21 protein-coding genes are annotated in these 24795 nt (G+C 66.1%); 6 read left to right on the top strand and 15 right to left on the bottom strand.

Annotation, left to right across the window (positions count from 1 at the left end; all coding sequences use genetic code 11):
* Positions 1 to 94: 94 nt before the first annotated feature.
* Positions 95 to 3637 carry an AsmA-like C-terminal region-containing protein gene (locus tag WOC76_RS09835; protein WP_341431397.1) on the bottom strand — a complete coding sequence of 1181 codons (3543 nt, stop codon included), beginning with the start codon at positions 3635 to 3637 and terminating at the stop codon, positions 95 to 97.
* A 130-nt stretch (positions 3638 to 3767) separates the two neighbouring features.
* Between WOC76_RS09835 and WOC76_RS09830 the strand changes: the two genes are divergently transcribed.
* Positions 3768 to 4343 carry a peroxiredoxin gene (locus WOC76_RS09830; RefSeq protein WP_341431396.1) on the top strand — a complete coding sequence of 192 codons (576 nt, stop codon included), beginning with the start codon at positions 3768 to 3770 and terminating at the stop codon, positions 4341 to 4343.
* A gap of 78 nt (positions 4344 to 4421) precedes the next feature.
* Here the strand turns inward: WOC76_RS09830 and WOC76_RS09825 are convergent, their stop codons facing one another.
* Entirely contained in the window at positions 4422 to 5339 is a 918-nt protein-coding gene (locus WOC76_RS09825; protein ID WP_341107228.1) for a tetratricopeptide repeat protein, read from the bottom strand.
* Positions 5340 to 5497: 158 nt separating this feature from the next.
* On the opposite strand from WOC76_RS09825, the gene WOC76_RS09820 reads away from it, so the two are divergent.
* The 3 genes from WOC76_RS09820 to WOC76_RS09810 all read left to right on the top strand — a co-directional run bounded on the left by WOC76_RS09820 (position 5498) and on the right by WOC76_RS09810 (position 7707).
* A complete protein-coding gene (locus WOC76_RS09820; RefSeq protein WP_341107229.1) occupies positions 5498 to 5821 on the top strand; it encodes a YbjQ family protein in 324 nt (107 codons plus the stop codon).
* A 49-nt stretch (positions 5822 to 5870) separates the two neighbouring features.
* Positions 5871 to 7097, top strand: a complete 1227-nt coding sequence (rnd, locus tag WOC76_RS09815; RefSeq protein WP_341388166.1) for a ribonuclease D — start codon at positions 5871 to 5873, stop codon at positions 7095 to 7097.
* 235 nt (positions 7098 to 7332) lie between these two features.
* Entirely contained in the window at positions 7333 to 7707 is a 375-nt protein-coding gene (locus WOC76_RS09810) for a group I truncated hemoglobin (protein ID WP_341107231.1), read from the top strand.
* A gap of 63 nt (positions 7708 to 7770) precedes the next feature.
* Here WOC76_RS09810 and ppx read toward each other — a convergent pair whose 3' ends face one another.
* The 13 genes from ppx to WOC76_RS09745 form a co-directional block, all read right to left on the bottom strand.
* Positions 7771 to 9303: an exopolyphosphatase gene (gene ppx / locus WOC76_RS09805; RefSeq protein ID WP_341431395.1), complete on the bottom strand. Its 1533-nt coding sequence runs from the start codon at positions 9301 to 9303 to the stop codon at positions 7771 to 7773.
* Entirely contained in the window at positions 9296 to 11530 is a 2235-nt protein-coding gene (locus tag WOC76_RS09800; protein ID WP_341107232.1) for an RNA degradosome polyphosphate kinase, read from the bottom strand. The genes ppx and WOC76_RS09800 overlap by 8 nt, the downstream gene beginning before the upstream one ends.
* Before the next feature lie 69 nt (positions 11531 to 11599).
* Positions 11600 to 12304, bottom strand: a complete 705-nt coding sequence (locus WOC76_RS09795; RefSeq protein WP_341107234.1) for a hypothetical protein — start codon at positions 12302 to 12304, stop codon at positions 11600 to 11602.
* Between the two features lie 3 nt (positions 12305 to 12307).
* Positions 12308 to 13585 carry an AI-2E family transporter gene (locus WOC76_RS09790; RefSeq protein WP_341388159.1) on the bottom strand — a complete coding sequence of 426 codons (1278 nt, stop codon included), beginning with the start codon at positions 13583 to 13585 and terminating at the stop codon, positions 12308 to 12310.
* A gap of 3 nt (positions 13586 to 13588) precedes the next feature.
* The gene (locus tag WOC76_RS09785; protein ID WP_341107237.1) at positions 13589 to 14137 is read right to left on the bottom strand and encodes a CDP-alcohol phosphatidyltransferase family protein; all 549 of its coding nucleotides are present in this window, start codon (positions 14135 to 14137) and stop codon (positions 13589 to 13591) included.
* A 28-nt stretch (positions 14138 to 14165) separates the two neighbouring features.
* Positions 14166 to 14957 (bottom strand): ABC transporter permease, encoded by a 792-nt coding sequence (locus WOC76_RS09780; RefSeq protein ID WP_341107239.1) that lies wholly within the window; start codon positions 14955 to 14957, stop codon positions 14166 to 14168.
* A complete protein-coding gene (locus WOC76_RS09775) occupies positions 14954 to 15868 on the bottom strand; it encodes an ABC transporter permease (RefSeq protein ID WP_341107241.1) in 915 nt (304 codons plus the stop codon). Before WOC76_RS09775 ends, WOC76_RS09780 begins: the two co-directional genes overlap by 4 nt.
* Positions 15865 to 16917: an ABC transporter ATP-binding protein gene (locus WOC76_RS09770; RefSeq protein ID WP_341107243.1), complete on the bottom strand. Its 1053-nt coding sequence runs from the start codon at positions 16915 to 16917 to the stop codon at positions 15865 to 15867. Before WOC76_RS09770 ends, WOC76_RS09775 begins: the two co-directional genes overlap by 4 nt.
* Positions 16914 to 17618 (bottom strand): class I SAM-dependent methyltransferase, encoded by a 705-nt coding sequence (locus WOC76_RS09765; protein WP_341107244.1) that lies wholly within the window; start codon positions 17616 to 17618, stop codon positions 16914 to 16916. Before WOC76_RS09765 ends, WOC76_RS09770 begins: the two co-directional genes overlap by 4 nt.
* Positions 17615 to 18100, bottom strand: coding sequence for a DNA polymerase III subunit chi (locus WOC76_RS09760; RefSeq protein WP_341107245.1), 486 nt, complete (start codon positions 18098 to 18100; stop codon positions 17615 to 17617). Before WOC76_RS09760 ends, WOC76_RS09765 begins: the two co-directional genes overlap by 4 nt.
* Before the next feature lie 72 nt (positions 18101 to 18172).
* Entirely contained in the window at positions 18173 to 18487 is a 315-nt protein-coding gene (locus WOC76_RS09755) for a BON domain-containing protein (RefSeq protein ID WP_341107248.1), read from the bottom strand.
* A gap of 69 nt (positions 18488 to 18556) precedes the next feature.
* Positions 18557 to 18961 (bottom strand): DUF4383 domain-containing protein, encoded by a 405-nt coding sequence (locus tag WOC76_RS09750; protein WP_341107250.1) that lies wholly within the window; start codon positions 18959 to 18961, stop codon positions 18557 to 18559.
* A 202-nt stretch (positions 18962 to 19163) separates the two neighbouring features.
* Positions 19164 to 20708 (bottom strand): leucyl aminopeptidase, encoded by a 1545-nt coding sequence (locus tag WOC76_RS09745; protein ID WP_341107252.1) that lies wholly within the window; start codon positions 20706 to 20708, stop codon positions 19164 to 19166.
* A gap of 368 nt (positions 20709 to 21076) precedes the next feature.
* Between WOC76_RS09745 and lptG the strand changes: the two genes are divergently transcribed.
* On the top strand, positions 21077 to 22162 hold the full coding sequence (lptG, locus tag WOC76_RS09740) for an LPS export ABC transporter permease LptG (protein WP_341107254.1): 1086 nt from the start codon (positions 21077 to 21079) through the stop codon (positions 22160 to 22162).
* A complete protein-coding gene (locus WOC76_RS09735; RefSeq protein WP_341107255.1) occupies positions 22162 to 24732 on the top strand; it encodes an LPS-assembly protein LptD in 2571 nt (856 codons plus the stop codon). The genes lptG and WOC76_RS09735 overlap by 1 nt, the downstream gene beginning before the upstream one ends.
* Positions 24733 to 24795 lie beyond the last annotated feature (63 nt).

Raw genomic sequence — 24795 nt, 5'->3', positions numbered from 1 at the left:
TCTTGGCGGTGAATAATTCTGATCAACGCCGAAAAGGAAATCATAGAGTCCACAGAAATAAAAGCGGAGCCGTTACAACGGCTTTGCCAGAGCTTTATTGGCGGCCACTGTCCGGCAGCCGGGTCGTTCCGTCGAGGACGCCCATGATCTTGCGGATCATCCCCGGCGCGATGGCCGAAAGCGGGTTGACGTTCACGACCGGAGACGAGAGCGATCCCGTGAGTCTGTAGCTCAGCGCAAAAATGCCCTCGTGCTGGCCGCCGGCGATCACGAAGCCGAGCACCGGGATGTTCGAGAGCAGGCTGTTCAGCGCATAGGCCGGCACATAAGAGCCCGCGAGGTCGAGGCGGTCGCGGGGGAAGTCGATGAAGCCGTCGAAGGTCATGCCGATTTCCGGCCCCGACATCACGCCTTCGCGCACCGAGAGGCGCCCCCCGGACCAGGTGAAGCCCGACTGCAATCGGCCGATACGCACGGAGTCGGGATCGAATCGAATGTTGCCTCGATCGTCCGCGCGCTGCACGCCGCCCTGCGCCATCAGCTGGCGAATCGTCGGCTCGCCCTTGAGGAAGAAGTCGCGGACGCGAATCATGCCCTCGGCGCCGTTCTGGCCGAGCTCGACATTGGCGTTCAGCACGCCGCTTTCCATCTTCCGGTAGATATCGACGAAAGCCAGAAGCGAGCCAGCGTCATTGGTCGAGATCTCTATCATCGGATTGCTGTTCTGGCCGCGCGACAGCGCCACCGCCAGTTGCTCGCGGCCGAACGAGCCCGTGAGCGACACGAAGCGCGGCCGCCCCCCTTTGCTCGAAAGCCTGAAATCCACATTGGAGAGAATTTGCTTTCCATGGCCGGTGACGATCGGGGACTTGAACTCGAGGTCGATGTCGTCGCCCGAGCTTTTCCCGACGCCCGAGAGCGGCTTGTCGGCCCCCGAGCGAATGAGCGAGCCGAGCATCGGCCGCGCGTCCCAGTTCGAGCCGCGGGCGACGACCTTGATCGCGTCTCCGACGCGCGAAATGTCGAGCCGCATGTCGTCGCCCGGCGAGAGCCGCACCGGCGCCAGCCGCGCGCCGCGCAGCGCGCCTTCCTTCGACAGTTCGATCAATCCCTGCGCCTGCGCGGAGCCAGCCTCGAAGCTGAACTGGTCGAGCGCGATGCCGTCGCCACGCTTCACGAGCATGAAAGACGCCCGCGCCGGCCGCCCGGCGGGCTTCGTCATGCCGGGGATGGGATTGTCGAAGACGGCCCGCGTGAAGTCGAGCTCGATGTGAGCGTTGAGATCTTCGACCGGGAGCGGCGTCTTGACGACGGCCGACACGGGGCCGGCGACGCCCCCCATGGCGTAGCCCGCGCGCTGGCGCGCCGCGTCGTCGAAGGTGAAGGTCACTTGCGCCTGCGCCGGGCCCGTCTCCCCGAAGCCGCGCCTCACGTCGAGCGTGGCCGGCGCGCCATAGATTCGGCCGCCGCCGCTCACCTGGAGGCCAGAGCGGTCTGCAAGGACCCGCAGCGTCGCCCCCTCGAGCCGTTCCTTGCCGATGAGCCGCTCGATGACGAGATTGCTCGCCGTCGCGTCGATCGCGAAAGTCGTCATCTCGTCGCGAGCCTTCTCGCCGATCTCGAAGTCGATCTTCAGCCGGCCGTCGATCTGGCCCTTGATGGCTCCGGGGTCCACCGGAATGGACGCATGGCTCGCGATGGCGGGAATGGCGAGAACGTCCGCCACGGCCTCCACGCTGCCCGCGACCTTCAGATCGAGTACGGCGGGAGTCGGACGCAGCGCGTTGTCGGCAACCGAGAAACGTCCCTGCTCGATTGCGAGCTTGCGGCCGGGCGCCGGTTCGAGCGCGCCGGAGGACGCGTCGAAAGAAGAGGTGCGGCCCGTGATGCGCAGCCGCCCGTCGATCCCGGTGAGCGGCGCCATGCCCGGCAGCACCTCGACGACGCTGGCGTTGACGATTTCGCCCGTGACCTCGACCGAGTCATCCGGCGGGGGGCGCTCGTAGCGCATGGCCGTGAGCGCGGCGTCGTCGAAGGCGCCGGCCCCATGCGCCCGCCGGATAACGCCAGCCGGCACATGATCGACGAACCAGGTCCGCACTCCGGCCGCCACATGCGTCGGCCAGAGCCGTGAGAGCGCGCGGATCTGCGTGTCCTCGACATCAAGCGTGTAGGAAACCCGTGTTTCGCCCCGGTAGATCAGCGCCCCCGTCGCCGCCACCCGCAGATCGGGGCCGGAGAAGGCGAATCTGTCGGCGAGCACCCGCCCCTGCCCGGCCATCAGGCGGGCCTCGAGCTGGCCCTCCTCGATCGGAACCGTCATCTCGCCCGCGCGCTCGGGCGTGATCTGCGTCGGCTTGACGAGGCGCAGGGCGATCATCCAGGCGTCGGCCCCCGGATCGGCGCCGGGCGGCAACTCCGCGGGCGGCGCCGCCTCGCCCGCGAGCGCCATGTCGAATCCGCCGGCCTTGAACTGGAGCGGGGCGATCACGACCTTGCGCTCGTGCCGACTCCAGGCCGCCTGTCCGGCGATGCGCTGGATCATCACCGGCTCGTGATCCGGCTCGTCGAGACGGAAGAAACCCTTGCCGATCTCGAAGGCGCCCTTGGCGTCGAGCACGATGTCGTCGCGGGAGAGAGAAAAGCTCATGTCCACGCCGAGCGGCGCGTCCGTGTCGAAGCCTGTCGTGCGGAAACCGCCGATCAGCGCGATTTCGTCGATCCTCAGGTCGCGCACGCGGGCGACGAAGGAGCGGGATTGGCCGGGCGCGCCCCTGGCGGCCGCCGTGGCGGTCCAGCGCCCGGAGGGGCCGGTCGCGGCAAGGCTGAAGCGCATGGCCTCTTCGCTCTTGGTGAGGCTGATCGCAACGTCCTTGTACACGATGACGCGATCGACCGTGCGGTCGTCGATCGTGAGCCGCCCCTGCAGCAGGCCGAGGCGGTCGAGCGTTCCCACCGGGCTGTTGGGGCTCGTCGCAAAGTCCATGAGGCTGCGCAGCGCGGCCGCGCCGGTCTTGAGCAGCGCCACGCGCTCGGGAGCCATTGCCGGCGCAGGGGCAGCCGAGGCCGCCGGGGGAGCGATTTTCGGCGTCGTGAGGGGGTCGGCGCCAGCCGAAAAGGCCATCGTCCCGTCCGCCTGAAGCGAGAGCCTGAGGTCGAGATCCAGCGCCTCGAGGCGGCGCGGCTTAATGTGGCCGAGCAGCAGCGAGGGCCAGTCGATCGACAGCACGGCGCGCGGCGCCGCGAGGACGGCGCGCCCACTCTCCTTCACGACGAGGTCGTCGACGGAGAGGGTCGGCCCGCTATCGCTATTCGTGAGAGACGCGCCGCGGAGCTGGAAGGCGAATTGACCGGCGAAACGCTCGTCGAGCGCCGCAACGATGCGCGGCGTGAGCCATGTGAGGCTGATCGGTCCCTGCGACAGCATCGCGAAGAAGACGCCGAGCGCCACGCACAGCAGCGCCAGCGCGGCGATGCCGCCAAAGGCGAGCCCACGCAGCCATCGCGAGCCGCGAAGATCGCCCGAGCCCCCCGGCCATGAGTTCCCCGGCCACGAGCCATGCGCACGGTTTCTCGGCGGCCGCGCATCGAAGCCCAGCCGATCCCCGCGATCCTCGCGCCCTCTTTGGTCGGTCAAAAATCCTCGCTAATGGGCTCGAGTCGCCCATAAATGGCGCTTGCCTGTCGAGCGGCGCACTTGCCGGGCGGCGCCATCCCTGCATTGTTCAGCTCAATTTTAATTGCGGTTGCGACGAAAGGAAGGCGCAATGGCGACGAAAGCGGCAAGCAGCAAACCGGCGGCGGCGAAATCTGACGCCAAGCCAAAGGTAAAAACCGAGAAACAGGCGGCGGTTAAGAGCGAAACGGCCGCCGCGGTCCCTGCCCTCGCGGAGGGCGATCCGGCGCCAGCCTTCGCCCTCCCCGGCGCCGGAGGCGAGACCGTCTCGCTCGCCTCATTTGCGGGCAGAAAGGTGGCGCTCTATTTCTACCCGAAGGACGACACCTCGGGCTGCACCAAAGAAGCTATCGAATTCAACGCTTTGCGCGACAAGTTCGCCAAGGCGAAAACCGTCGTCGTCGGCATGTCGCCCGATTCGCCCAAGAGCCACGACAAGTTCCGCGACAAATACGAGCTGACCTTGCCGCTGGCCGCCGACGAGACCAAGGAAACGCTCGCCGCCTATGGCGTATGGGTCGAAAAAAGCATGTACGGCCGCAAATATATGGGCGTCGAACGTTCCACCTTCCTCATCGACCCGTCAGGACGAATCGCGAAAATCTGGCGCAAGGTGAAAGTGCCTGGCCACGCCGAGGAGGTGCTGGCCGCCGCTGAAGCGTTGTAAAGCGGCGGGTGGCATGCCCGCGTCCGGCGCGGGCATTCTGTTTGCAGGGCTCCGCGTCGCCTGAGTGACGCCGGCGCCTCAGTGCTCGTGCTCGACCGCCGCAGGCGCGGCGTCGGGCGCCGGCCCGCCGCCCGCGGCTTTCTTCGCGAGGATCTTGGCCATGTCCTCCTCGCCCTTCTTGGCGGCGGCGAGGTCGGGCTTCAACGCCAAAGCGGCGGCGTAATCCGCCTTGGCGCGTTCGAAATCCTTCTTGCCACGCCAGGCGTTGGCGCGGTTGAGCAAGGCGGTCGCATTTTTCGGATCGAGTTTCGCGGCCGCCTCGAAGTCGGCGAGCGCCTTGTCGTAATCGGCCTTGGCGTAATAGCAGCCGCCCCGCCCGATCAGCGCCGGCACGAGCTTCGGGTCCCGCTTCAGGGCCTCGGCGTAATCCGCGATGGCGCGGGCGTGATCGCCCTTTGCATGGTAATAATTCGCCCGCGCGGCGAGCGGCGCGGCGGATTTGCCGTCGAGCTTCACAGCCTCGTCGATATCGGCGAGCGACTTTTCGGCGTCGCCCTTGGCGCGCCAGGCCGAGGCGCGCGCCATGAAAGCGGCGGCGTTCTTCTTGTCGTGGGCGATCGCCTGATCATAGTCCGCGATCGCCGCGTCGAGATCGCCCTTTGCGTGATGAGCCGCGCCGCGCGCCAGCAAGACGACCGCCGATCCCGGCTCGACCTCGAGCGCCTTGCCGTAATCTTCGATGGCGTGGGCGTAATCGCCCTTCGCCTGATAGGCGCCGGCGCGATTGACGTAGGCGGCGAGCTGATTGTGCTTGGATTCCTTGTCGATCGCCTCGATCACCTGCGTGCAGCCGGCGATGCGCTCGTCGGGATTGCTGGAGCGGCACAGCTTCCAGCCGGGGCTGACGCCGGCGGAATGGGCGGCCAGCGCCTGCGAGGAGCCCACACATAAAATCAATGCCGCCGCGAAAGCGGCGCTGCGAGACGAGGCGACCATGTGTCGGATAGGCTCCGTGAAGATAAAGAGTGGCGGGACGATCCTACTCGCCCGGCGGCGCGGAGCAACCGCAATTTTCCCGCGTTTTGCGCATGGGGACAGCCCGGTTACGCTAGGGAGAGCCCGGCGATTCGCCGGAGCGTCGGGCGGGGGCCTTCATGATCGTATCGACGACGAACGAGATCGCGGGTTATCGTATCGTTCAGCATCTTGGGCTTGTGCGCGGCATCACGGTTCGGTCCCGATCCGTCGTCGGAAATTTCGTCGGCGGCCTGCAGGGCGTCTTCGGCGGCAAGCTCTCGGTCTATGTCGAATTGGCGGAAACCGCGCGGCAGGAGGCTTTCGACCACATGTGCGAACACGCCGCGCAGGGAGGCGCTAACGCGATCATCGGGATGCGCTACGACGCCAATGAGATCATGGACGGCGTGACCGAGGTGCTGGCCTACGGCACCGCTGTTCTTGTCGAACGTACGGCATAATGTCAAAAATGCTTCTGCCTCAGGGCGAAACTGGGTAAACTGCATTTCAATGAGCCTGTTGACCACCACCGATGAGCTTGCGGCCGTCTGCGACCGGTTTTCGCGCCACCCCTTCGTGACGGTGGACACCGAATTCCTGCGGGAAACCACCTTTTGGCCGAAGGTCTGCGTCATCCAGATCGCCTCGCCGCAGGAGGCGGTTGCAATCGACGCCCTTGCCGAGGGAATCGACCTCTCTCCCTTTTTCGCGCTGATGGCGAATAAGGAGGTCGTCAAGGTTTTCCACGCCGCCCGGCAGGATCTGGAAATCATCTGGCGGCTGGCGCGCCTGATTCCGACGCCCCTCTTCGACACCCAGGTCGCCGCCATGGTCTGCGGCTTCGGCGAACAGGCCTCCTATCTGGAGCTGGTCAAGGCGATCACCCGCGCAAATCTCGATAAATCCTCGCGCTTTACCGACTGGTCGCGCCGCCCGCTGTCGCCCGCGCAGATCGAATACGCCATCGCCGACGTCACCTATCTGCGCGACATCTACGCCACGCTCCAGGCTCGGCTCGAACGTTCGAACCGGCTCGACTGGCTCGCCGACGAAATGGAGACGCTCACCTCGCCCGCGACCTATGAGCAGCATCCGGACAATGCCTGGGAAAGGCTGCGCCATCGCGCCCGCAAGCCCCGCGACCTCGCCGTGCTCATGGAGCTCGCCGCGTGGCGCGAGGCCGAGGCGCAGAGCCGGGACGTGCCGCGGTCGCGCGTGCTCAAGGACGACGTATTGATCGAGATTGCGCAGTCGGCGCCCAAGAACGCGGAGGCGCTGGCCAATCTCCGCTCCTTCCCCAAGGGTATGGAGCGCTCGCGCGCCGGCGCGGAGATTCTCGCCGCCGTTGAGCGCGGCCTCGCCCGTGATCCCGGCAGCGTCCCGCGCATCGAGCGCGAAAGGCGCGGCTCGAACGGCGCGACAGTGGAACTTCTGAAGGTTTTGCTTCGGCAGGTGACGGAGCAGACCGGCGTCGCCGCGAAAATGATCGCCACCGTCGAGGACCTCGAAGCCATCGCCGGCGACGACCGTGCCGACGTGCCCGCGCTCAAGGGCTGGCGGCGGACCATTTTCGGCGAAAAGGCGCTTGAGCTGAAACGCGGTCGGCTGGCGCTCGCCGTCGAGAATGGCAAGGTCGTCACCTTCGACTGGCAAGAGGCCGAGGCGGAAAGCGCGCCCCGGCCCCGCTCGGGAGATGGCGTCGTCGAAGCCCCCGCAGAGGCTTCAGCCTCCAACTGATTTTTTAAACGCCGGATAGCCGGCAATGCGTTTGCCTCGCCCATGTGGAGGGGCGTCCGCGCTTGGCGCTCGTGTCATGCCCGGCTGGAGGCGCATGCGGGACACGAGGGGGCGAGCGGAGCGCTGCCTTGCGCGAAACTTACTGGTTCTATTAGGTTTTCATCTGTTGGCCATTGAAGCCGTCAAGGACAAGCACTAGCCTCGTGTCGTTCCAAAACAGACATGAGGGGGTTCTATGACGAGCCTGTATGAGCGTCTCGGCGGCGAAAAGGCCGTCGATGCGGCGGTTGAGCTGTTTTATCGCAAAGTGCTGGCGGACAGCCGTATCGCGCCCTTCTTTGACGGCGTCGACATGGACCAGCAGATCGCCAAGCAGAAGTCCTTTCTGACCATGGCCTTTGGCGGACCGAACGAATACACCGGCCTCGACATGCGCAATGCGCACAAGCGACTCGTCGAAAAGGGTCTCAACGACTCTCACGTCGACGCAGTCATCGAGAACCTGAACAGCACGCTCCGCGAGCTCGGCGTTCCGGAGAACGAAGTGAAGGAAGTGGCCGCGCTTGCCGGTTCGGTGCGCGCTGACGTGCTCGGACGCACCGCGGCCTGAGGCGACTTGCGGAATCTCGCCCGGCGCATCTTTCGCCGGGCGAATTTTTCTCGGTCCGCGCTGCTAGCCCGCGATTTCTATCGCCGCGTCGGCGCCAAGCAATCTTCCGAGCGTCTTGAGGCGACTGAGCACGCGATCGCTGGCCAGATCGGCGTAATCGGCCGGCAGCGTCAGCGCCAGCATTCCCCTGCGCAGCCTCATGCTGGTTCGCGGCAGGACCCCCGGCATCGAGGCCGACAGCAGATAGGCGGCGCGCATGGCGGCGCCGAGGATGCGGGCGCGCGCGAAGAGCCGCGTCGTCAACAGGCTGCGCACCATGCCGATTCCCGCGCCCCCCTCCGGCCCCTCGTGACGGATGACGATGGCGAGCGAGAGATAGGCGCGGCCCGGATGATCGACCGAGACGAAAGGCCCCTGCGTGACGATATTCATCGCCCGCTCGGCGCGATATTCGGGATGGGCGCGCCAGGCGATGTCGGACAGCAGGCAGGCCGCATGGCGCAGGCGCTTTTCTTCAGGCGTTTCGTCGATCTCGCTCGACTCCATGAAGGCGTCGGTCCAGGCGATCAGCTCATCGCCATAGCCCGGCGCGCGCGCGAACGTGCCTTCGAGTTCGCGCGAGGCGGAGAGCAGCGGGTCGATCCTGCGCTCGCTCTCGGAGAGGCGTTCGAAAAGGACGCCCTCGCGAACGCCGGCGGCCGAAATCACGATCTCGCGCGGCTTGGCGCGGCGGATGATTTCGTCGAGGACGACGGCGCCGTAAGCGAGCAACGGCCGGCGCGCAGCCGACACCACGTCGATGTCCTCGATCGCCGCGCTGTCGATGTGTTCGACGAGCGCCGCGAAATCGGCCGCTTCGCCAGTCTGGATGCGGTAATTGTGCATCACGCCGAGCGGATAGTTACGCTGGCGCATGTGCAGCTTCGCCAGCGAGCGCCAGGTGCCGCCCACCGCATAGAAGGTGCGGCCCTTGAGCTGTTCCAGGGGCTTGGCGCCCGCGATGGCCTTGCGGGCGATGCGCGTCGCCTCCCTTGGCGAGCGCCGCGAGGCGTCCATCAGCGCCAGCCCGCCGAGCGGCAGGGTGACGCCATTGCCGAGCGCGTCGCCCTTCACGTCGATGAGTTCGAGCGAGCCGCCGCCGAGATCGCCCACGACGCCATCCGGCTGATGAATGGAGGAGACGATCCCGAGCGCCGACAGCTCGGCCTCGCGCCGGCCGGGCAGCAGGCTGATCTCCCGGCCGATGGCGTCGCGCGCGGCGTCCAGAAATGCCGGCCCGTTCTGCGCGTCGCGCGCCGCGGCCGTGGCGATCACTTCAATGTCGAGAACCCCCATCATGCTGCACAAGGCGCGATAGCGGCGCAGCGCCTTCAGCGCCTTTTCCACGCCTTCTTCCGGCAGACGGCCCGTGGTCACCACGCCCTTGCCGAGGCCGCACATGGCCTTTTCGTTGAAGATGGGCGTCGGCGCGCGCGAGAGCCCCTGATAGGCGACGAGACGCACGGAGTTGGAGCCAATGTCAACGATGGCGACCGGGCGCACGGCGCTGGGCGCGGGCTGTTCGACCGGGCGCGAACGCAGGAATCGTTCAAGCATCTTGCTTGCGCTTCAGGAGCGAGCGCGGGCGCGAGTCCTTGAGGGACTTGCCGCGCCCCGAAAGGCTCGGATGGGTCATGAAATATTGATGCGCGTTGAAACGCTCCTCATTTTCTCCGGGCGTGATGCGCTGCGAGGAGCCGTCCGGCAGCACGCGATAGCTCTGCTCATTGTCCATGAGATTGGCGAGCATGATCTGATCGAGCAACTGCTGATGCACGGTTGGATTGGCGATGGGCATCAGCACCTCGACGCGCCGGTCGAGATTGCGCGGCATCAGATCGGCCGAGGAAATATAGGCGTGCGCGCGCGGATGGGGCAGCTTGTGACCGCCGCCGAACGCATAGACGCGCGCATGTTCGAGGAAGCGCCCGACGATCGACTTGACGCGGATATTCTCGGAAAGGCCCTTCACGCCCGGTCGCAGGCAGCAGATGCCGCGCACGACGCAGTCGATGGAGACCCCCGCCCGCGACGCCATGTATAGCGCGTCGATGATTTCCGGATCGACCAGCGCATTGCACTTCAGCCAGATAGCGCCGGGCTTGCCCGCCTTGACGAATTCGATCTCCTGCTCGATGTGCTCGATCAGCTTCTGCTTCAGCGAAATCGGCGAGACGGCCATGCGCTCGAGGCCGGCCGGTTCGGCATAGCCCGTAATGTAGTTGAAGATGCGCGAGACGTCGCGACCAATCGCGGGATCGGCGGTGAATAGAGAAATATCCGTATAAACGCGCGCCGTCACCGGATGATAATTGCCCGTGCCGATATGGCAGTAGGTGGCGAGCCCCGACCCTTCGCGACGCACGACCATGGAGAGCTTGGCGTGCGTCTTGAGCTCGATGAAGCCAAAGACGACCTGCGCGCCCGCGCGCTCCAGATCGCGCGCCCAACGGATATTGGCCTCCTCGTCGAAGCGCGCTTTCAATTCCACGAGCGCGGTGACGGATTTTCCGGCCTCGGCGGCCTCGACCAGCGCGCGCACGATGGGGCTGTTGTTGGAGGTGCGATAAAGCGTCTGCTTGATCGCGACGACATTGGGATCGCGCGCCGCCTGCTGCAAAAACTGCACAACGACGTCGAAGGATTCGTAAGGGTGATGGACCGCGAGGTCCTTCTGCTTGATAGCGACGAAACAGTCCCCGCCATTATCGCGCACGCGCTCGGGAAAGCGCGGGTTATAGGGCTTGAACTTCAGATCTGGCCGGTCGAGCGCGACGAGTTCGGAAAGATCGTTGAGCGCCAGCATGCCGTCAATCTCGAAGGTCTCGCTCGGCTCGACCTCCAGCTCGTCGGCGACGAGGGCGCGCAGCGATTCAGGCATGTCGGCGGCGACTTCTAGCCGGATCACGGAGCCGCGGCGCCGGCGCTTCAGCGCGGTCTCGAAGAAGAGAACGAGATCCTCGGCCTCTTCCTCCACTTCGAGATCGCTGTCGCGGATCACGCGGAAGAGCCCCTGCCCGCGCAGCAGATAGCCGGGAAAGAGCCGCTGCGCGTTCATCGCAATCAGCGTTTCCAGCAGCATGTAACGCTCGCGCCCGCCGGCGGGATTGGGCAGATGCACAAAGCGTTCGATCTTGGGCGGCAGACGCACCAGCGCCTGAAGCGTCTTGCGGTCTCCGGGCCGCACGAGCTCCAGCGCCAGCGTGAAACCGAGATTGGGGATGAAGGGGAAAGGGTGCGCCGGATCGACGGCGAGCGGAGTCAGCACCGGGAAGATGCGGTTGAGGAAGTGGTCTTCGAGCCATTCCCGGTCCGCCTTGGAAACATCGGCGGGCTCGACGATCGCAATGCCGACCTCCTCGATCTCGCGACGCAGCTCGCGCCAGCGCCGCAGCTGCTCGTTGGTAAGGAGGACGACCCGCTCGTTGATCTTGGCGAGTTGCTCGGCCGGCGTCAGCCCGTCCTGAGAGACGGCTGTGAGACCCGAGCGGATCTGTCCGCGCAGGCCCGCGACGCGCACCATGAAGAATTCATCGAGATTATTGGCGGAAATGGAGAGGAATCGTAGCTGCTCGAGCAGCGGATGGCGCCTGTTGGACGCCTCCTCCAGAACGCGGCGGTTGAATTCCAGCCAGGAAAGCTCCCGGTTGATGAAACGCCGCGGCGAGGCCGCAAGTTCCTCCGGATGCTCCAGAATCTCGCCTGCGGGGTCCATCACCTCTATGGCGGCGGCCTCGATTTCGGTCGCGCCGCGCGCGGCATTCTCTCTCATATTGGCTGTCATGCCCGCTGTCCCGTTTTCCCCATATTGCCACAATGGCGACAAAGCCGGCAGGACGAAAAGCGGCCTTGGTCAATCCTCTCTTCCGCCATCCGGGACGGCGAAAGCCTCTAAAACTTCAGCGGCCAAGGCCCGCGTCGCCGGCCGGCCGCGGGCGAGCGCCTCGCGATCCAGCGCCGCGACAAAAGCGCGCGCGGCGTCGAGAGAACGCTCCAGACGCAAAGCCGCATAAGCGAGCGCCGGCGCTTCCACGATCAGCTGGCGGTCGCGAAAGAGCTTGTCGAGCACCGCCCGCATCAGATCGTCGTCCGGCGCGCCGATCTCCACCACGGGCGCACGACGCAAGCGTGACAAAAGATCGGGCAGCGAGATGTCCGCCGCCGTCCGCAGGCGGCGCGCGCTCATCAGCACGAAGACGCGATGCTCCACCGCGAAATTCAGCAGGTGGAAAAGCGCGGTTTCGTCCCGCACGTCCTCCAGACCGTCGAGGACGATCGCCGCGGGCGCGGCGGCGGCGAGCGCCGCGAGGGGCGGCAGATTCGCGGGGTCGGCCGCCAGCGCCTGCGCGCGCTGGCGGAAAATCGCCAGAAGATGGCTCTTGCCGCTCCCCGGCGGGCCGATGAGCGTGAGGATGCGATCCGGCCAGTCAGGCCAGCGCTCGACCATGGCGAGGGCCGCCGCATTCGACGGCGCGGACAGAAACTCCGCGCGGCCGAAACGCGGCGCGAGCGGAAGCTCCAGCGGCAGCTGCGCCGGCGCGCGCGCGCCTTCCCTCATGGATCAGGCCCGGTCACGGGCGTAGGGCGGCTCGCGGTAGAGCGCGCTCGCGCGGTAGCGGCGGGCGAGGAAGCGCATCAGCGCGCCGAGCGCCGCGGCGACCGGGACGGCGACGATGAGCCCCGTGAAGCCGAAAAGCGCGCCGAAGGCGAGCAGCGCGAACATGATCCACACCGGATGAAGGCCAACCGAGGCGCCGACGAGACGCGGCGAGAGCACATAGCCATCCATGATGAGGCCCGTGGTCACGATCGCCACCGCCTCGATCGGCAGGTTGATGTGCGGCCAGGCCTGCACGATGGCGATGATGATCGAGAGCACGAAGGCCGTGATCGAGCCAACATAGGGAACGAAGCTCAGAATGCCGGCGATCACGCCGATGAGAAAGCCGAAGTTCAGACCGATGGCGGAAAGACCGACAGCGTACCAGACGCCGAGAAAGAGACACACGAGCGACTGGCCGCGCACGAAGCCCGCCAGCGCGCGATTGATGTCGCGCGCCAGCATCCGCACATCCTCGCGATGACGCGGCGGGATGAGATCGTCGACGATCTCGACCATGTGATCCCAGTCGAGCAGCATGTAAAAAGCCACGACCGGTGTGATGACGATGAGCGAGATCACATTGATGAAGGCATAGCCGCGCAGCAGCAGCGACTTTGCGAAATCCCCAACGAGAACGGCCCCCTGGCTCGCCAGATCGTTGAAATACTTTTCCACGTCGAGATTCGCGCTGGCGCCGCCGAGCCCGTATTTTTCGAGATACTCCCGGAAATACTGGCTCGAGAAATGCGTGCTCCACTCGATGACGAGGCCGTGCAGCGTTTGCAGATAGCCGGGCAGCGCCGTGACAAAGCCCGCCATTTGATGCGTGAGGATCGGCAGCAGGATGACGAGCGCCGTGACGACGAAGGCGATGAAGGCGGAAAGCAGCAGCAGCGCCGCGCCAAGCCGCGACGCGCCCCAGCGTTGCAGCCGGTCGGCGACAGGATCGAGCAGATAGCCGAGCGCCGTGCCCGCCACGAAAGGCGCGAGGACCGGGCTGAGCAGATACAGGATCGCGCCCACGGCGAGGAGCGCCACCCCCCATAGCATGAGCTGGCGCTCCAGGCTGAGCCCCGCCCATTTGACCGTCACGATTCGCGTTTCCTGCCGGGCTTCCTGCCGCGTTTCCGGCCCCGCTTCCCGCGCCGCCGCCACGGGCGCCGCCGCCGAAGACAAATCCACGGGTTTGCGCGCCCCCCCGCGACGGACGGCGGCCCCCTGCTCCTGCTTCGCCATGGCTCAAGGCCTCATATGCTGGACCCAGACCCACAGATAGACGGTCGCGGAAGCGAGCGTCAATGCGGCGACGCTCGCGATCAGGAACGTTTCCAGCGCCTCCAGACGGAAGCCATAGGCGGCGCCCCCGAGAATGAGGGCGGCGAGCAGAAGCTGCGCGGCGGTGGTGAGTTTCGAGGCGATATGCGGCCGGACCTTGATTGGCCGGGAGAGGAACCAGGCCACGCTCACGCCCCCGATGATCAGGGCGTCGCGCGAGACGATCAGAATGGCGAGCCAGGCCGGCGCCTGCCCCTTGATCGCGAGCGTCACATACATGGAGATGAGAAGCGCCTTGTCGGCGAGCGGATCGAGCACCGCTCCGAGCTCCGACTGGAGATTGAACGTCTTCGCAAGCCAGCCGTCGAGCGCGTCCGACGCGCCGGCGACGAGGAAGATCAGGAAGGCGGCCTGCCAACGCGCCTCCGCCATCATGGCGATGATGGCGGGCGTAAGCACCAGCCGCGCGATGGTGATGAAATTCGGCAGAAAGGCGAACCAGCGGGGGACCATGCTGCCTATGTGGCGCGCAGTCCGTCAATCACAATCCCCGGCGTCTGCCCGCCTGCATGACCAGCGCCGAGACGCCGAGCGCCACCGCCACGGCGCCGAGCAACAGCGTCGAAATGGCGTTGATCTGCGGCGAGACGCCGAGCCGGACCTGGGAATAGATGCGCATCGGCAAGGTCGTCGCCCCCGGCCCGGTCGCGAAGCTCGCGATCACGAGATCGTCGAGCGAGAGGGTGAAGGCGAGCAGAAAGGCGCTCGCCATGGCCGGCGCGATCTGCGGCAAGGCGACCAGCACAAAGGCTTTCGCGGGCGTGGCGCCGAGATCCATCGCCGCTTCTTCGAGGGTCGGATCGCAGCCGCGCAAGGCGGCGAGCAGCGCGACTGTCGTGAAGCACATGGTGAAGGTCACATGTCCGATGACGAGCGTCAGGAACCCCCGCCCGACGCCCAGCGCGACGAAGCAGGAGAGCAGCGCGAGGCCCAGCACCACCTCAGGGAGGACGAGCGGCGCGTGAACGGCGCCAAAAAACAGCATGCGCGAGCGAAAGCCTCCGAAACGCGCCAGCGCGACCGCCGCGAGAAGCCCGAGAAGGGTTGCGATGGCCGCCGAAAGGAGAGCCGCCGCGAAACTGATCTTGGCGGATTGCAGGAGAAGCTCGTTCTCGAGCAGCGCGGCATACCATTTCGTCGAGAAGCCGCCCCAGACGGAGACGAGCCGGGAGGCGTTGAAACTCATCGCCGCCAGAATGACGATGGGCGCGTAAAGGAAGACGAAGCCCAGAGAGAGCGTCGCGATGCGCGCGGCGTTGGCGGAGCGGCTCACCGGCGCCCCTCCTCTTCCCTCAGCCGGGCGCGCTCCCACATCAGAAGCGGAATCAGCAGAATGGCGACGAGGACGACGGCGACCGCCGAAGCCGCCGGCCAATCGTGATTGGCGAAGAAATCGTTCCAGAGCGTTCGGCCGATCATCAGCGTGTCCGAGCCGCCGAGAAGATCGGGAATCACGAATTCGCCGACCGCCGGAATGAAGACGAGGAGCGCGCCCGCGATGACGCCGTCGCGCGAGAGCGGCAGCGTCACGCGCAGAAAGACCTGCGCCGGCGTGGCGCCGAGATCGGCCGCGGCCTCGCGCAGGCTCGGGTCCTGCCCTTCGAGCGCGGCGTAGATCGGCAGCAGCATGAAGGGCAGATAGGAATAGACGATGCCGATGATCACGGCGCCGCTCGTGGCGAAGAGGACGAGCGGCGCGTCGATGATCCCGAGCGCCATGAGCGCCGTATTGATGAGGCCTTCGTCTTTCAGCAGCGCGATCCAGGCATAGACGCGGATGAGGAAGCTCGTCCAGAAGGGCGCGGCGGCGAGCCCGATGAGAAAGGGCCGCCATGCCCGCGGGCTGCGCGCCATTGCGAGCGCGAAGGGATAAGCGACGAAGAGCGTCACGAGGGTGGAGACGGCCGCTATCCAGAGCGAGGAGACATAGGCGTCGAAATAAAGGTTGTCGGAAACGAGCGCGCGATAGTTGTCGAAGGTCAGCGACTGCGCCTTGGCCCAGAACGCCGCGAGCGTATCCGAGAGCGCGAAACGCGGCTCGTAGGGCGGGCGCGCCAGCACCGAGTGGGAGAGCGAAATTTTCGCGATGAGCGCCATCGGCGCGAGGAAGAAGGCCGCGATCCACAAATAAGGGATCGCCAGCGCGAGGCGCTGGTTGAGCGAGAGCCGGCGCCGCCCGCTCATGGCTCGTCCGCGAAGAGGACGCCAGCGTCGGGCGCAATCGTGAGCCTGACCTCGTCGCCGATCGCAAAGCGGCCGTCATAGGCGCCGACGCGCAACGTCACGTCCGGCGCGACGCGCACGCGCAGCAGCGTATATTCGCCGCGGAAGACGAAATCCTCCACGCGCCCGGCGACGCCCGCGCCCTCGCGCGAAACGCCGATGCGCTCCGGCCTTATGCTCAATGTCGCGCGCGCGCCATCCGGCAGCGCGCAGTCCGCGCGCGCAAGAAAGCCGAAGGGCGTCTCGAATGTGGCGGCGGCGCCGTCCCGCCGGATGAATCCTTGCACGAAATTGGTCTCGCCGACGAAGCCCGCGACGAAACGCGTCGCCGGGCGTTCGTAAATATCCACGGGCGAGTCGATCTGCTCCACCTTGCCCGCGCGCATCACGGCGATGCGGTCGGCAAGCGCGAGCGCCTCGTCCTGATCGTGGGTCACGATGACGAAGCTGGTCTGCGTCTTGCGCTGAATTTCCTTGAGCTGGAACTGCGTCTCCTCCCGCAGCTTGCGGTCGAGCGCGCCGAGCGGCTCGTCGAGCAACAGCAAGGCCGGGCGCGGCGCGAGCGCGCGGGCGAGCGCGACGCGCTGACGCTGCCCGCCCGAAAGCTCATTGATGCGCCGCGCGCCGAAGGGCGAGAGCTGCGTCATGTCCAGAAGTTCGGTCACGCGCGCGCGGATCGCGTCCTTGCCCTCGCCCTTTCGGCGCAGGCCGAAGGCGACATTCTCGAAGACGTCGAGATGCGGAAAGAGCGCATAGGACTGGAACATCATGTTCACGGGCCGCCGATGGGGCGGCACGCCGGCAAGATCGGCGCGGCGCAACGTCAGGCGTCCCGCGTCGGGCGTCTCGAAGCCGGCGATGCAGCGCATGAGCGTCGTCTTGCCGCAGCCAGACGGCCCGAGCAGCGCGAAGAACTCGCCGGCCCCGACCTCCAGGGACACGCCGTCGAGAGCGGCGACGGCGCCGTATCTCTTCGTCACGCCCTCGACGCAGAGCAGCGGCGCGCTCACTTGCCGCCCTCTCGGCGAAACAAGGCGCGCCAGTGGCGGACAATGGTTTCATCGGCAGGAATGTCATCGAGCGAGACGAGGCGCAGATCATCGACCGCGAGCGACTCGATTTGCGCGCGCGAGAGCGGCCAGGGCGGCCCGTCGATCCGCTGATCTTCGTCGCGCGCGCGCGAAATGACGAGCAGCGCGCCGCCGGGCGCGACGAAGGAGGCGAGCGCCCGCGCCGCCTCCGGCAGAAGCGCGTCGGGCAAGGCTTGCAAAGTGTAAAGCTCGTGTACGAGATCAAACACGCCACGCCACGCCGGCGGCGCGCCGAAAAGATCGGCCGCGCGATAATCGACCCTACTCTCGGGAAAGCGCCGCTTGGCCCAGTCGATGGCGCGCGGCGCGAGATCGAAGGCCGTGACGCGCGCGCCGGCCGCGGCGAGCGCCTCGGCGTTGTCGCCGAGCCCGCAGCCGACATCGAGCGCGCGCAGGCCGGCGAGCGCGCGCCCGGCGAGCCATTGCGAGAGCGCGGGATGCGGCGCGAGCCCGGCCCAGGGCACGCCGGCCGGATCGTCGCCCGCAAGCTCGTAAACGGCTTCGAACCATGCGCGCCGATAGGGATCGGCGTCGAGGCCGCCCGCGCGCTTGTGGGGATCGATGGCGTCGAGACGCGCGCGCGCCTTCGCGCGCCGCTCGGCGAAATCTTCGCTTGTCATGAGGCTGCCTTCGGCTCGCGCGCCTTTTCCACCCAGCGGCCGCTTTCATCCTGCTGCTGATAAACGAGCGTCTCGCCGGCGGCGCGCAACTCGCGCCACTGCGCGCGGGCGCTCGCAAGTTCTTCCGCTTCGTTCTCCTCGAACAGAAGAACCGCCCGCAGGCGCGGCGCGGCCTTGCTCGCAAGGCAAGGCGCGACTCTCACGCCTTCGAGGAAAATCCGGACATCGGCCTGGTTGGGATTTTCGTCGGTCGTCGTCAGATAGATGGGCTGTGTTTCAGGCGAGGCGTCGGCGCGCGTTCCATGCGGGAGAAAACTCTCCGGCCTGTAGCGCCACAAATGCTCGTCGAGCGCGCGCATCCGCGCCTCTGTCGCCGCCTGGACGACGACGCGCCAGCCGCGCGAGATAGACCGCTCCAGCAAGGTCGGCAGCGCGTCTTCGACGCGTCGGGTCTTGAGGTGGTAGAAGGAGATTTCGACCATGGTGGCGCGCCCTCCCGCCCGGCGGCGACGCCTTTGATGGCCAATCTCCGGCCGGCGCGCAAGACCCAGCGGTCATGTTGTCTTGCCGGCGCGCGAGGCCCAACAGGGCGGGTCGCTGGCGGGAAAGGATTCGACGCCCGCCTCATAGACAACGTCCTCCTCCGCCTCATAGATCAGCGCGACCGCGAGATCGCAGCGGATATGGGCCCGGCGTGCGAGCCGGGCGACAATCTGCTCCGCTCGAGCCTTCTCCTCATGCGTGTTGACGGCGCCCTTGACCGCGACTTCCTCGCCATGGACCTCGATGAGGATGCGCGACAGGTCGACGCCACGCTCCTGCAAGGCCTCCTGAATCGCCGTCTTCACGTCACGCGGAAGCGCGCTCATGCAACCCTCCCTGAAATAGATGCGCCGCAGCGACGGACTGCGGCGCAATGCATCTTACCAGAGGGCGCGTCACATATGCGCCGTCGTCACCCTGTCGGTGTCTTCCGCCGTCGCGGCGAAGCCAGCCCAGAGCATCACCAGCGCGAGCACCAGATGCAACCAGTTGTCCGGCGCGTTATTGGCGATCGCCTCGAGCGTCCGCAGCGAGATGAATCCGAGGATGGTCATGATCGCATAAATGACGCCGAAGACGCGGAGCGTGATCACCGGCACGTTGTAATAGGGGCTCGCGAGCAGGATGCCGCCGGTTATGAGATGCACGATGTTGTGGAAGGTATTGACCTCAAAGACCCCACGGTAAGAGACGAGCGGATTGGGGAAGAAGCCGAGGATGCCGACGATGATGAAAATCACGCCGAGGGTTTTCGCCACCACGTCGGCATTCCAGCCCCTGGCTGCAAAGCTGCGTTCCATCGAAGTTTCCTTTCGCTCTTTCGCCGAACCCGATTCACGGGACGATGCGTTGGGGAATGCGCGCATTCCCCCTGCGTCACACAACGCGTAGTTGGGACGGAGCGAAGGGTTTTCAAATAAAAAACGTGGGGCTTGCGACAGCCGAGCGAGACGGCCGGGCATTTCCCGGCCATCTCTGCGCGCATGTCACAAAGCGCGCGCGTCAGCCCTCGTAGTAATCCTTCACGAGGCGGTCGAGCAGGCGCACGCCCCAGCCCGAACCCCAGCTCTGATTGATGTCGCTCGCCGGCGAGCCCATGCCGGTGCCGGCGATGTCGAGATGCGCCCAGGGCGTCTTGCCGACAAACCGCTGGAGGAACTGGGCGGCGGTAATGGAGCCGGCGTGGCGACCGCCCGTGTTCTTCATGTCGGCGAACTTCGAGTCGATGAGCTTGTCGTAAGCGGGACCCATCGGGAACCGCCACAGCTTCTCGCCGGTCTCGGTTCCGGCCTTGACGAGGCGCTCGGACAATTCGTCGTTATTGGAAAACAGCCCGCCATACTCCTGGCCGAGCGCCACCAGAATCGCGCCCGTTAGCGTCGCGAGATCGACGATGGCGGCGGGCTTGTGCTTCTCGATGACATAAGTGAGCGCGTCGGCAAGCACGAGGCGGCCTTCCGCGTCCGTATTGATGACCTCGATGGTCTGGCCGGACATGGATTTCACGATGTCGCCGGGGCGTTGGGCCTTTCCGTCGGGCATGTTCTCGACGAGGCCGAGAATGCCGACGACATTCGCCCTGGCCTTGCGCGCAGCGATGGCGTAGAGCGCGCCCGTGACGGCGGCGGCGCCGGCCATGTCGCCCTTCATGTCCTCCATGGAGGCCGCCGGCTTGATCGAAATGCCGCCGGTGTCGAAGACGACGCCCTTGCCGACGAAAGCGACAGGCGCGGCGTCGGCGGCGCCCCCATTCCAGCGCAGCACGACGAGCCGGCTTTCGTTCTCGGACCCCTGCCCGACGCCGAGCAGCGCGCGCATCCCGAGCTCAGCCATGGCCTTCACGTCGAGAACCTCGACCTCGACGCCGAGCTTCATGAGTTCAGAGGCGCGGCGGGCGAATTCCTCAGGCGAGAGAACATTGGCGGGCTCGTTGACGAGCGTGCGCGCGAGAACGACCGCCTCGGCGGTCTGGCCGGCGGCGGCGACGAGTCCGCGCGCGCTGTCCGCATCGGCCACGCCAAGCTTGATCTCGACGGGGCCGTCCTTCTCCTCGTCCTTCTTCTTTGTCTTGTACTGGTCGAACTTGTAGGCGCGCAGCCAGCCGCCGAGCGCGAATTGCGCCGCCGCTTCTGCCGGCTCGGCGGGCGCCTCCGGCAGATCGAACAGCACGACAGCCGAGGCGCTCTGCCCGAGCTTGGCCGCCGTCTGGCCGCCGAGGGCGAGATAATCCTCGAATTTCGACGGCTTCTCCGCCTCGTCGGCGCCCCCGGCCCCTACGCCGATCAACAGGAGGCGGCTCGCCGCGACGCCCACCGGCGCGAGGATCTCCAGCGCGGAGCCAGCCTTGCCCTTGAACTTGGCGGCGTCGGCGGCGCGCTCGATCTGGCCCTCCGCGTCCTTCACGAGCGACTTGGCGCGGGCGCCGAGCGCAAGCTCCGCTCCGGCAAAGACGACGAGAGTGCGCGGCCGGCCGGCCTCTTCTGGCGCATGGGCGACGGCTTCCGCGTCGTCGAAAGAGAGGACCTCGAATTTGGCGTTGAGGGACATGGGCTGCCTCGGTGAGGACGCGGTCCGGAGCGATTGGCCGCGCTACAGGAACATTGGGCGCGCAATATCGCGGCCAAGGGCGCGGGTCAAATCGCGCCCCCAAATTGCCGCGATCCGTCGACTAAATGCGCCGTTGCCGAAAAGCAACGCTTGGAAAATGAATGCGTTGGACGCGCGCCCGCCAGGCCGCGCGCGCTTGCCTGGGGCGGCGCGAACGTCTAGCCAGTTCTTAACGAATGCTGAACGGGCGGATCCGTGAATTTCTTCGGCGCCGATTTCTTGGAGAGGGGTAGCCCAGGACCGATGGGGACGATGACGCGAAGCTGCGCGCCACTCGCTCCGGCCTGCCCGGCCGCGGGAGCGCGGCCATGATCGGCATGACGATCACCCGCTATTTCGCCATGCGCTTCATGCGCACCATCCTGGCCATTTTCTTCACGATCTTCTGCCTGACCTTCGTCGTCGTCTTCGTCGAGATGCTGCGGCGCGCCAGCGACAATCCTGCGGCCGGCGCCGGCACGGTGGCGCTCATGACAGCCATGAAGGTCCCCGCGGCGGCGGAGATGATTCTCCCCTTCGCCGTTTTGTTCGGCTCCATGGCGACCTTTGTCGACCTCACCCGCAAGCTGGAGCTGATCGTGGCGCGCGCCGCGGGCATGTCGGTCTGGCAGTTCATCACCCCGCCGGTGCTCACCGCCCTCACCATCGGGATCGTCTCGGTGACGATCTACAATCCGCTTTCCGCCATCATGAAGGAGCGCTCGGACCAGATGGAGTTCGAACTGTTCGGCCGGCCGGGCAGCGTGCGGTTCGACCACGGGCTCTGGCTACGTCAGCATGGGGTCGACGGCACGGCGGTCCTCTACGCCCAGCAGGCCGCGGACGGGGGGCGAAACCTGACGGCGGTCAGCGTCAATATCTATTCGGCGACCGGGGCCTTCGTGGAGCGCGTGCTGGCGGCGAAGGGCCACCTCGAGCCGGGCGTCTGGGTGCTGGAGTCGTCGACCGTAAGCGCGCCGGGAGAGCCGGCCCGTTTCGTCGGGACCTACATGCTCGCGACCGATCTCACGCCCGAGCAGGCCGCCGCGGCGGTGACGCCGCCGCAGGGCACCCCCTTCTGGGATCTTCCCGGCGTTGCGGAGCGCACGGCCGAGGCCGGCCTCGACGCCAGCGGCTACCGGCTGCAATTCCAGACGCTGCTGGCGCGTCCCCTGCTGCTCGTCGCCATGGTTCTCGTCTCGGCAAGTTTTTCGTTAAGGTTCTTTCGATTTGGCGGCGTGGCCAAGACGCTTTCAGGTGGCGTCGCAGCTGGCTTCGTGCTCTACATCGTGACGAAAGTTCTATCAGATCTCGGCGGCGCGGGGATGATCAGTCCTCTCGTCGCCGCCTGGTCGCCTGCACTCGTCGGGAGCATGTTGGGCACGCTTACTTTGCTCTATTCGGAGGATGGTTGATGCGCGCTCGCCGCCTCCGCTTTCTCTCTGCTGTCATGTCCGGCGCCGCCGCAGCGGTCGCGGGCGGAGCGCCTCTCCTTGCCGCGCCCGCCGCGCCGCAGGATGCTGGCGCGCGCATGGTCGTCGAAGCCCGGGAGATGATCTACGACGAGAAGAAAAACGTCGTCACCGCCGAAGGCCACGTCCAGATTCTCTACAAGGGCCGGCTTCTCGAGGCGGACCGGGTGGTCTATGACCGCAACACCTCGCGGGTCTATGCCGAGGGCCACGCCCAGCTCACCGAACGGGACGGAACGATCGCGCGCGCGGACCGATTCGATCTGACGGACGATTTCAAGAACGGCTTCATCGAGAGCCTCCAGGTCGACGCCGCCAACAACACCCATTTCAGCTCGCCGCGCGCCGAGCGCGCCGACGACATCACGACCTTCGAAATGGGTTCCTACACGGCCTGCGAGGCGTGCAAGGACGATCCCTCCAAGCCGCGCACCTGGCAGCTCAAGGCGAAGCGGATCATCCACGACAACGCCGAGAAGACGATCTATTACGAGGACGCTTCCTTCGAGTTGTTCGGCGTGCCGATCGCCTATGTCCCCTTCTGGTCCTCTGCGGACCCGACGGTGAAGCGCAAGTCCGGCTTCCTCACGCCGGTCGTCACCTATCGTTCGCAATTGGGCGCCGGATTCGGCGTGCCCTATTTCTGGGCGATTTCGCCCGATTCCGATCTGACCATTACGCCCACCGTCTTCTCGCGGCAGGGGCCGTTCCTCACAGGCGAGTTCCGCAAGCGGTTCGAGAATGGCGCCTTTACCTTCCGCGCGGAAGGCACGCATGTCGGCGACCAGAGCGCCTTCGCGATTGCGCCCTATGGGGCCGGCGACCGGCGTTGGCGCGGCGCGCTTCAGACTCGGGGAGAATTCGCGCCCAACGACCGCTGGCGCGCCGGCTGGGACATCACCGCCTTGTCGGACCGCTTCTTCCTGCAGGATTACAAGCAGTACAACTATCTGCTTCAGAACTATTTCTTCCGCGAATCCTCGTCGACGATCTATCTGAGCGGCCAGGGGCCGCGCAGCTTCTTCGACATGCGCGGCTATTATTTCCAGGTGCTGTCGCCCAACGACGTGCAGGCTCAGCAACCTGTCGTCCACCCGGTTACGGATTACAATCGCGTCTTCGACATCGACCCCGCCCGGACCGCCGGCGTCGGCGGCCAGGTCGAGATCGACGCCAATGTGACCAGCACCTCGGCCAATGTCGCAAACTACGAATCGATCAATCCGCGCACGCTCGACGCCGTTTACGGGCTCTATAACGTGTGCCAGCTGTATCAGCGCAGCACGATACCCGCGAACAGCCAGTGTCTGCTGCGTGGCGTTGGCGGCGGCTATCAGCATGCGACGCTGAGCGGCTCCTGGAAGCGCAAGGTCATCGATCCTGTCGGCGGCGTCTGGACGGCCTTCGCCTTCTCCCGCTTCGTCGGCAGCTATCTGGATTACGATCGCCAGGGCACGTTCCCGATCTACAACAACTCTTGGCAGCCGATTCCCAACGGTGCGCAAGGCTTCTTCCTCGATGGGCAGGATCAGCGTTTCCGCGGTCAGGCCCTGCCGGGAGTGGGCGCCGAGTGGCGCTATCCGCTGCTTGCGCGCAGCCCTCTCGGCGGCGTCGTCGTGGAGCCGATCGTCCAGCTGGTCGCGCGGCCGAACCAGACCTCGATCCCCTCGCTCGTCAACATGGACGCGCAGAGCCTGGTCTTCGACGACTCGACGCTCTTCGAGTGGAGCAAATTCTCCGGCTATGACCGCTTCGAGACGGGCGTGCGCCTGAACTACGGCGGACAGGCGACCATGTCGCTGGCCAATGGCGGCTTCGTCAACGCCATGATTGGCCAGTCGAGCCAGATTGCGGGCGCGAACTCCTACGCCACCGCGGACGCGGCCAATGTCGGCCTGGATTCGGGCCTCAACTCGCGGGTCTCGGACATCGTCGGCCGGTTCGCCTTCGCGCCGGCGTCCTTCGTCACCTTTGTCGCCAAGGGGCGCTTCGACAAGGACAATATGGTCGCCAAGCGCATCGATCTGTTCTCGACGATCAACTTCGATCCGATCACTTTCCAGCTCCAGTACGCGAATTACGCCTCGCAGCCCGCCATCGGCTTCGATGTGCGGCGCCAGGGCATGTCCGCGACCGGCCGCTATGATCTGACCAAAAACTATTTCCTCAACGGCACCGTCACCTTCGACATGAGCCGCTACCTCTATAACGGGCTGACGGCCGTTCCGGCGCTCTACACGACCTTCACGGGCACCAATCTCATCGGCAACGCGCCGGTCTTCTCGGTCGCCGCACTCGGCGCCGGCGTCGGCTACCACGACGAATGCGCGACGCTGATGGTCAATTATTCTCAGATCTACCAGCCGCAGGCCTATACGGGGCTGCCGGCGCGCAACCAATCGGTGATGGTGTCCTTGCAGTTCCGCACGCTTGGCGAGGCGCGCTTCAACTATGGCCTCGGCTCCGTGCTCGTGAACGACGGGGTTCGCAATCCGGCTCCCGCCGGCCTCTGAGGCCTTTGATTTCCGAGCGTCAATGACAGGCGCCGGGGCGTCTGATAGAAGCCCGTCACCAAC

Origin of the sequence: Methylocystis sp. IM3, assembly GCF_038070105.1 — a bacterium.
Classification (GTDB): Bacteria; Pseudomonadota; Alphaproteobacteria; order Rhizobiales; family Beijerinckiaceae; genus Methylocystis.
This window is presented reverse-complemented; position numbering and strand designations above follow the sequence as displayed.

Coding starts and splice junctions, on each gene's coding strand:
- WOC76_RS09795 (WP_341107234.1), bottom strand. CDS start 12,304: ATGAGGGAAGGCGCGCGCGCGCCGGCGCAGCTGCCGCTGGAGCTTCCG.
- WOC76_RS09750 (WP_341107250.1), bottom strand. CDS start 18,961: ATGGAACGCAGCTTTGCAGCCAGGGGCTGGAATGCCGACGTGGTGGCG.
- WOC76_RS09830 (WP_341431396.1), top strand. CDS start 3,768: ATGGCGACGAAAGCGGCAAGCAGCAAACCGGCGGCGGCGAAATCTGAC.
- WOC76_RS09745 (WP_341107252.1), bottom strand. CDS start 20,708: ATGTCCCTCAACGCCAAATTCGAGGTCCTCTCTTTCGACGACGCGGAA.
- WOC76_RS09760 (WP_341107245.1), bottom strand. CDS start 18,100: ATGGTCGAAATCTCCTTCTACCACCTCAAGACCCGACGCGTCGAAGAC.
- WOC76_RS09820 (WP_341107229.1), top strand. CDS start 5,498: ATGATCGTATCGACGACGAACGAGATCGCGGGTTATCGTATCGTTCAG.
- WOC76_RS09800 (WP_341107232.1), bottom strand. CDS start 11,530: ATGACAGCCAATATGAGAGAGAATGCCGCGCGCGGCGCGACCGAAATC.
- lptG (WP_341107254.1), top strand. CDS start 21,077: ATGATCGGCATGACGATCACCCGCTATTTCGCCATGCGCTTCATGCGC.
- WOC76_RS09790 (WP_341388159.1), bottom strand. CDS start 13,585: ATGGCGAAGCAGGAGCAGGGGGCCGCCGTCCGTCGCGGGGGGGCGCGC.
- WOC76_RS09735 (WP_341107255.1), top strand. CDS start 22,162: ATGCGCGCTCGCCGCCTCCGCTTTCTCTCTGCTGTCATGTCCGGCGCC.
- ppx (WP_341431395.1), bottom strand. CDS start 9,303: ATGCTTGAACGATTCCTGCGTTCGCGCCCGGTCGAACAGCCCGCGCCC.
- WOC76_RS09825 (WP_341107228.1), bottom strand. CDS start 5,339: ATGGTCGCCTCGTCTCGCAGCGCCGCTTTCGCGGCGGCATTGATTTTA.
- WOC76_RS09775 (WP_341107241.1), bottom strand. CDS start 15,868: ATGAGCGGGCGGCGCCGGCTCTCGCTCAACCAGCGCCTCGCGCTGGCG.
- WOC76_RS09765 (WP_341107244.1), bottom strand. CDS start 17,618: ATGACAAGCGAAGATTTCGCCGAGCGGCGCGCGAAGGCGCGCGCGCGT.
- WOC76_RS09755 (WP_341107248.1), bottom strand. CDS start 18,487: ATGAGCGCGCTTCCGCGTGACGTGAAGACGGCGATTCAGGAGGCCTTG.
- WOC76_RS09810 (WP_341107231.1), top strand. CDS start 7,333: ATGACGAGCCTGTATGAGCGTCTCGGCGGCGAAAAGGCCGTCGATGCG.
- WOC76_RS09785 (WP_341107237.1), bottom strand. CDS start 14,137: ATGGTCCCCCGCTGGTTCGCCTTTCTGCCGAATTTCATCACCATCGCG.
- rnd (WP_341388166.1), top strand. CDS start 5,871: ATGAGCCTGTTGACCACCACCGATGAGCTTGCGGCCGTCTGCGACCGG.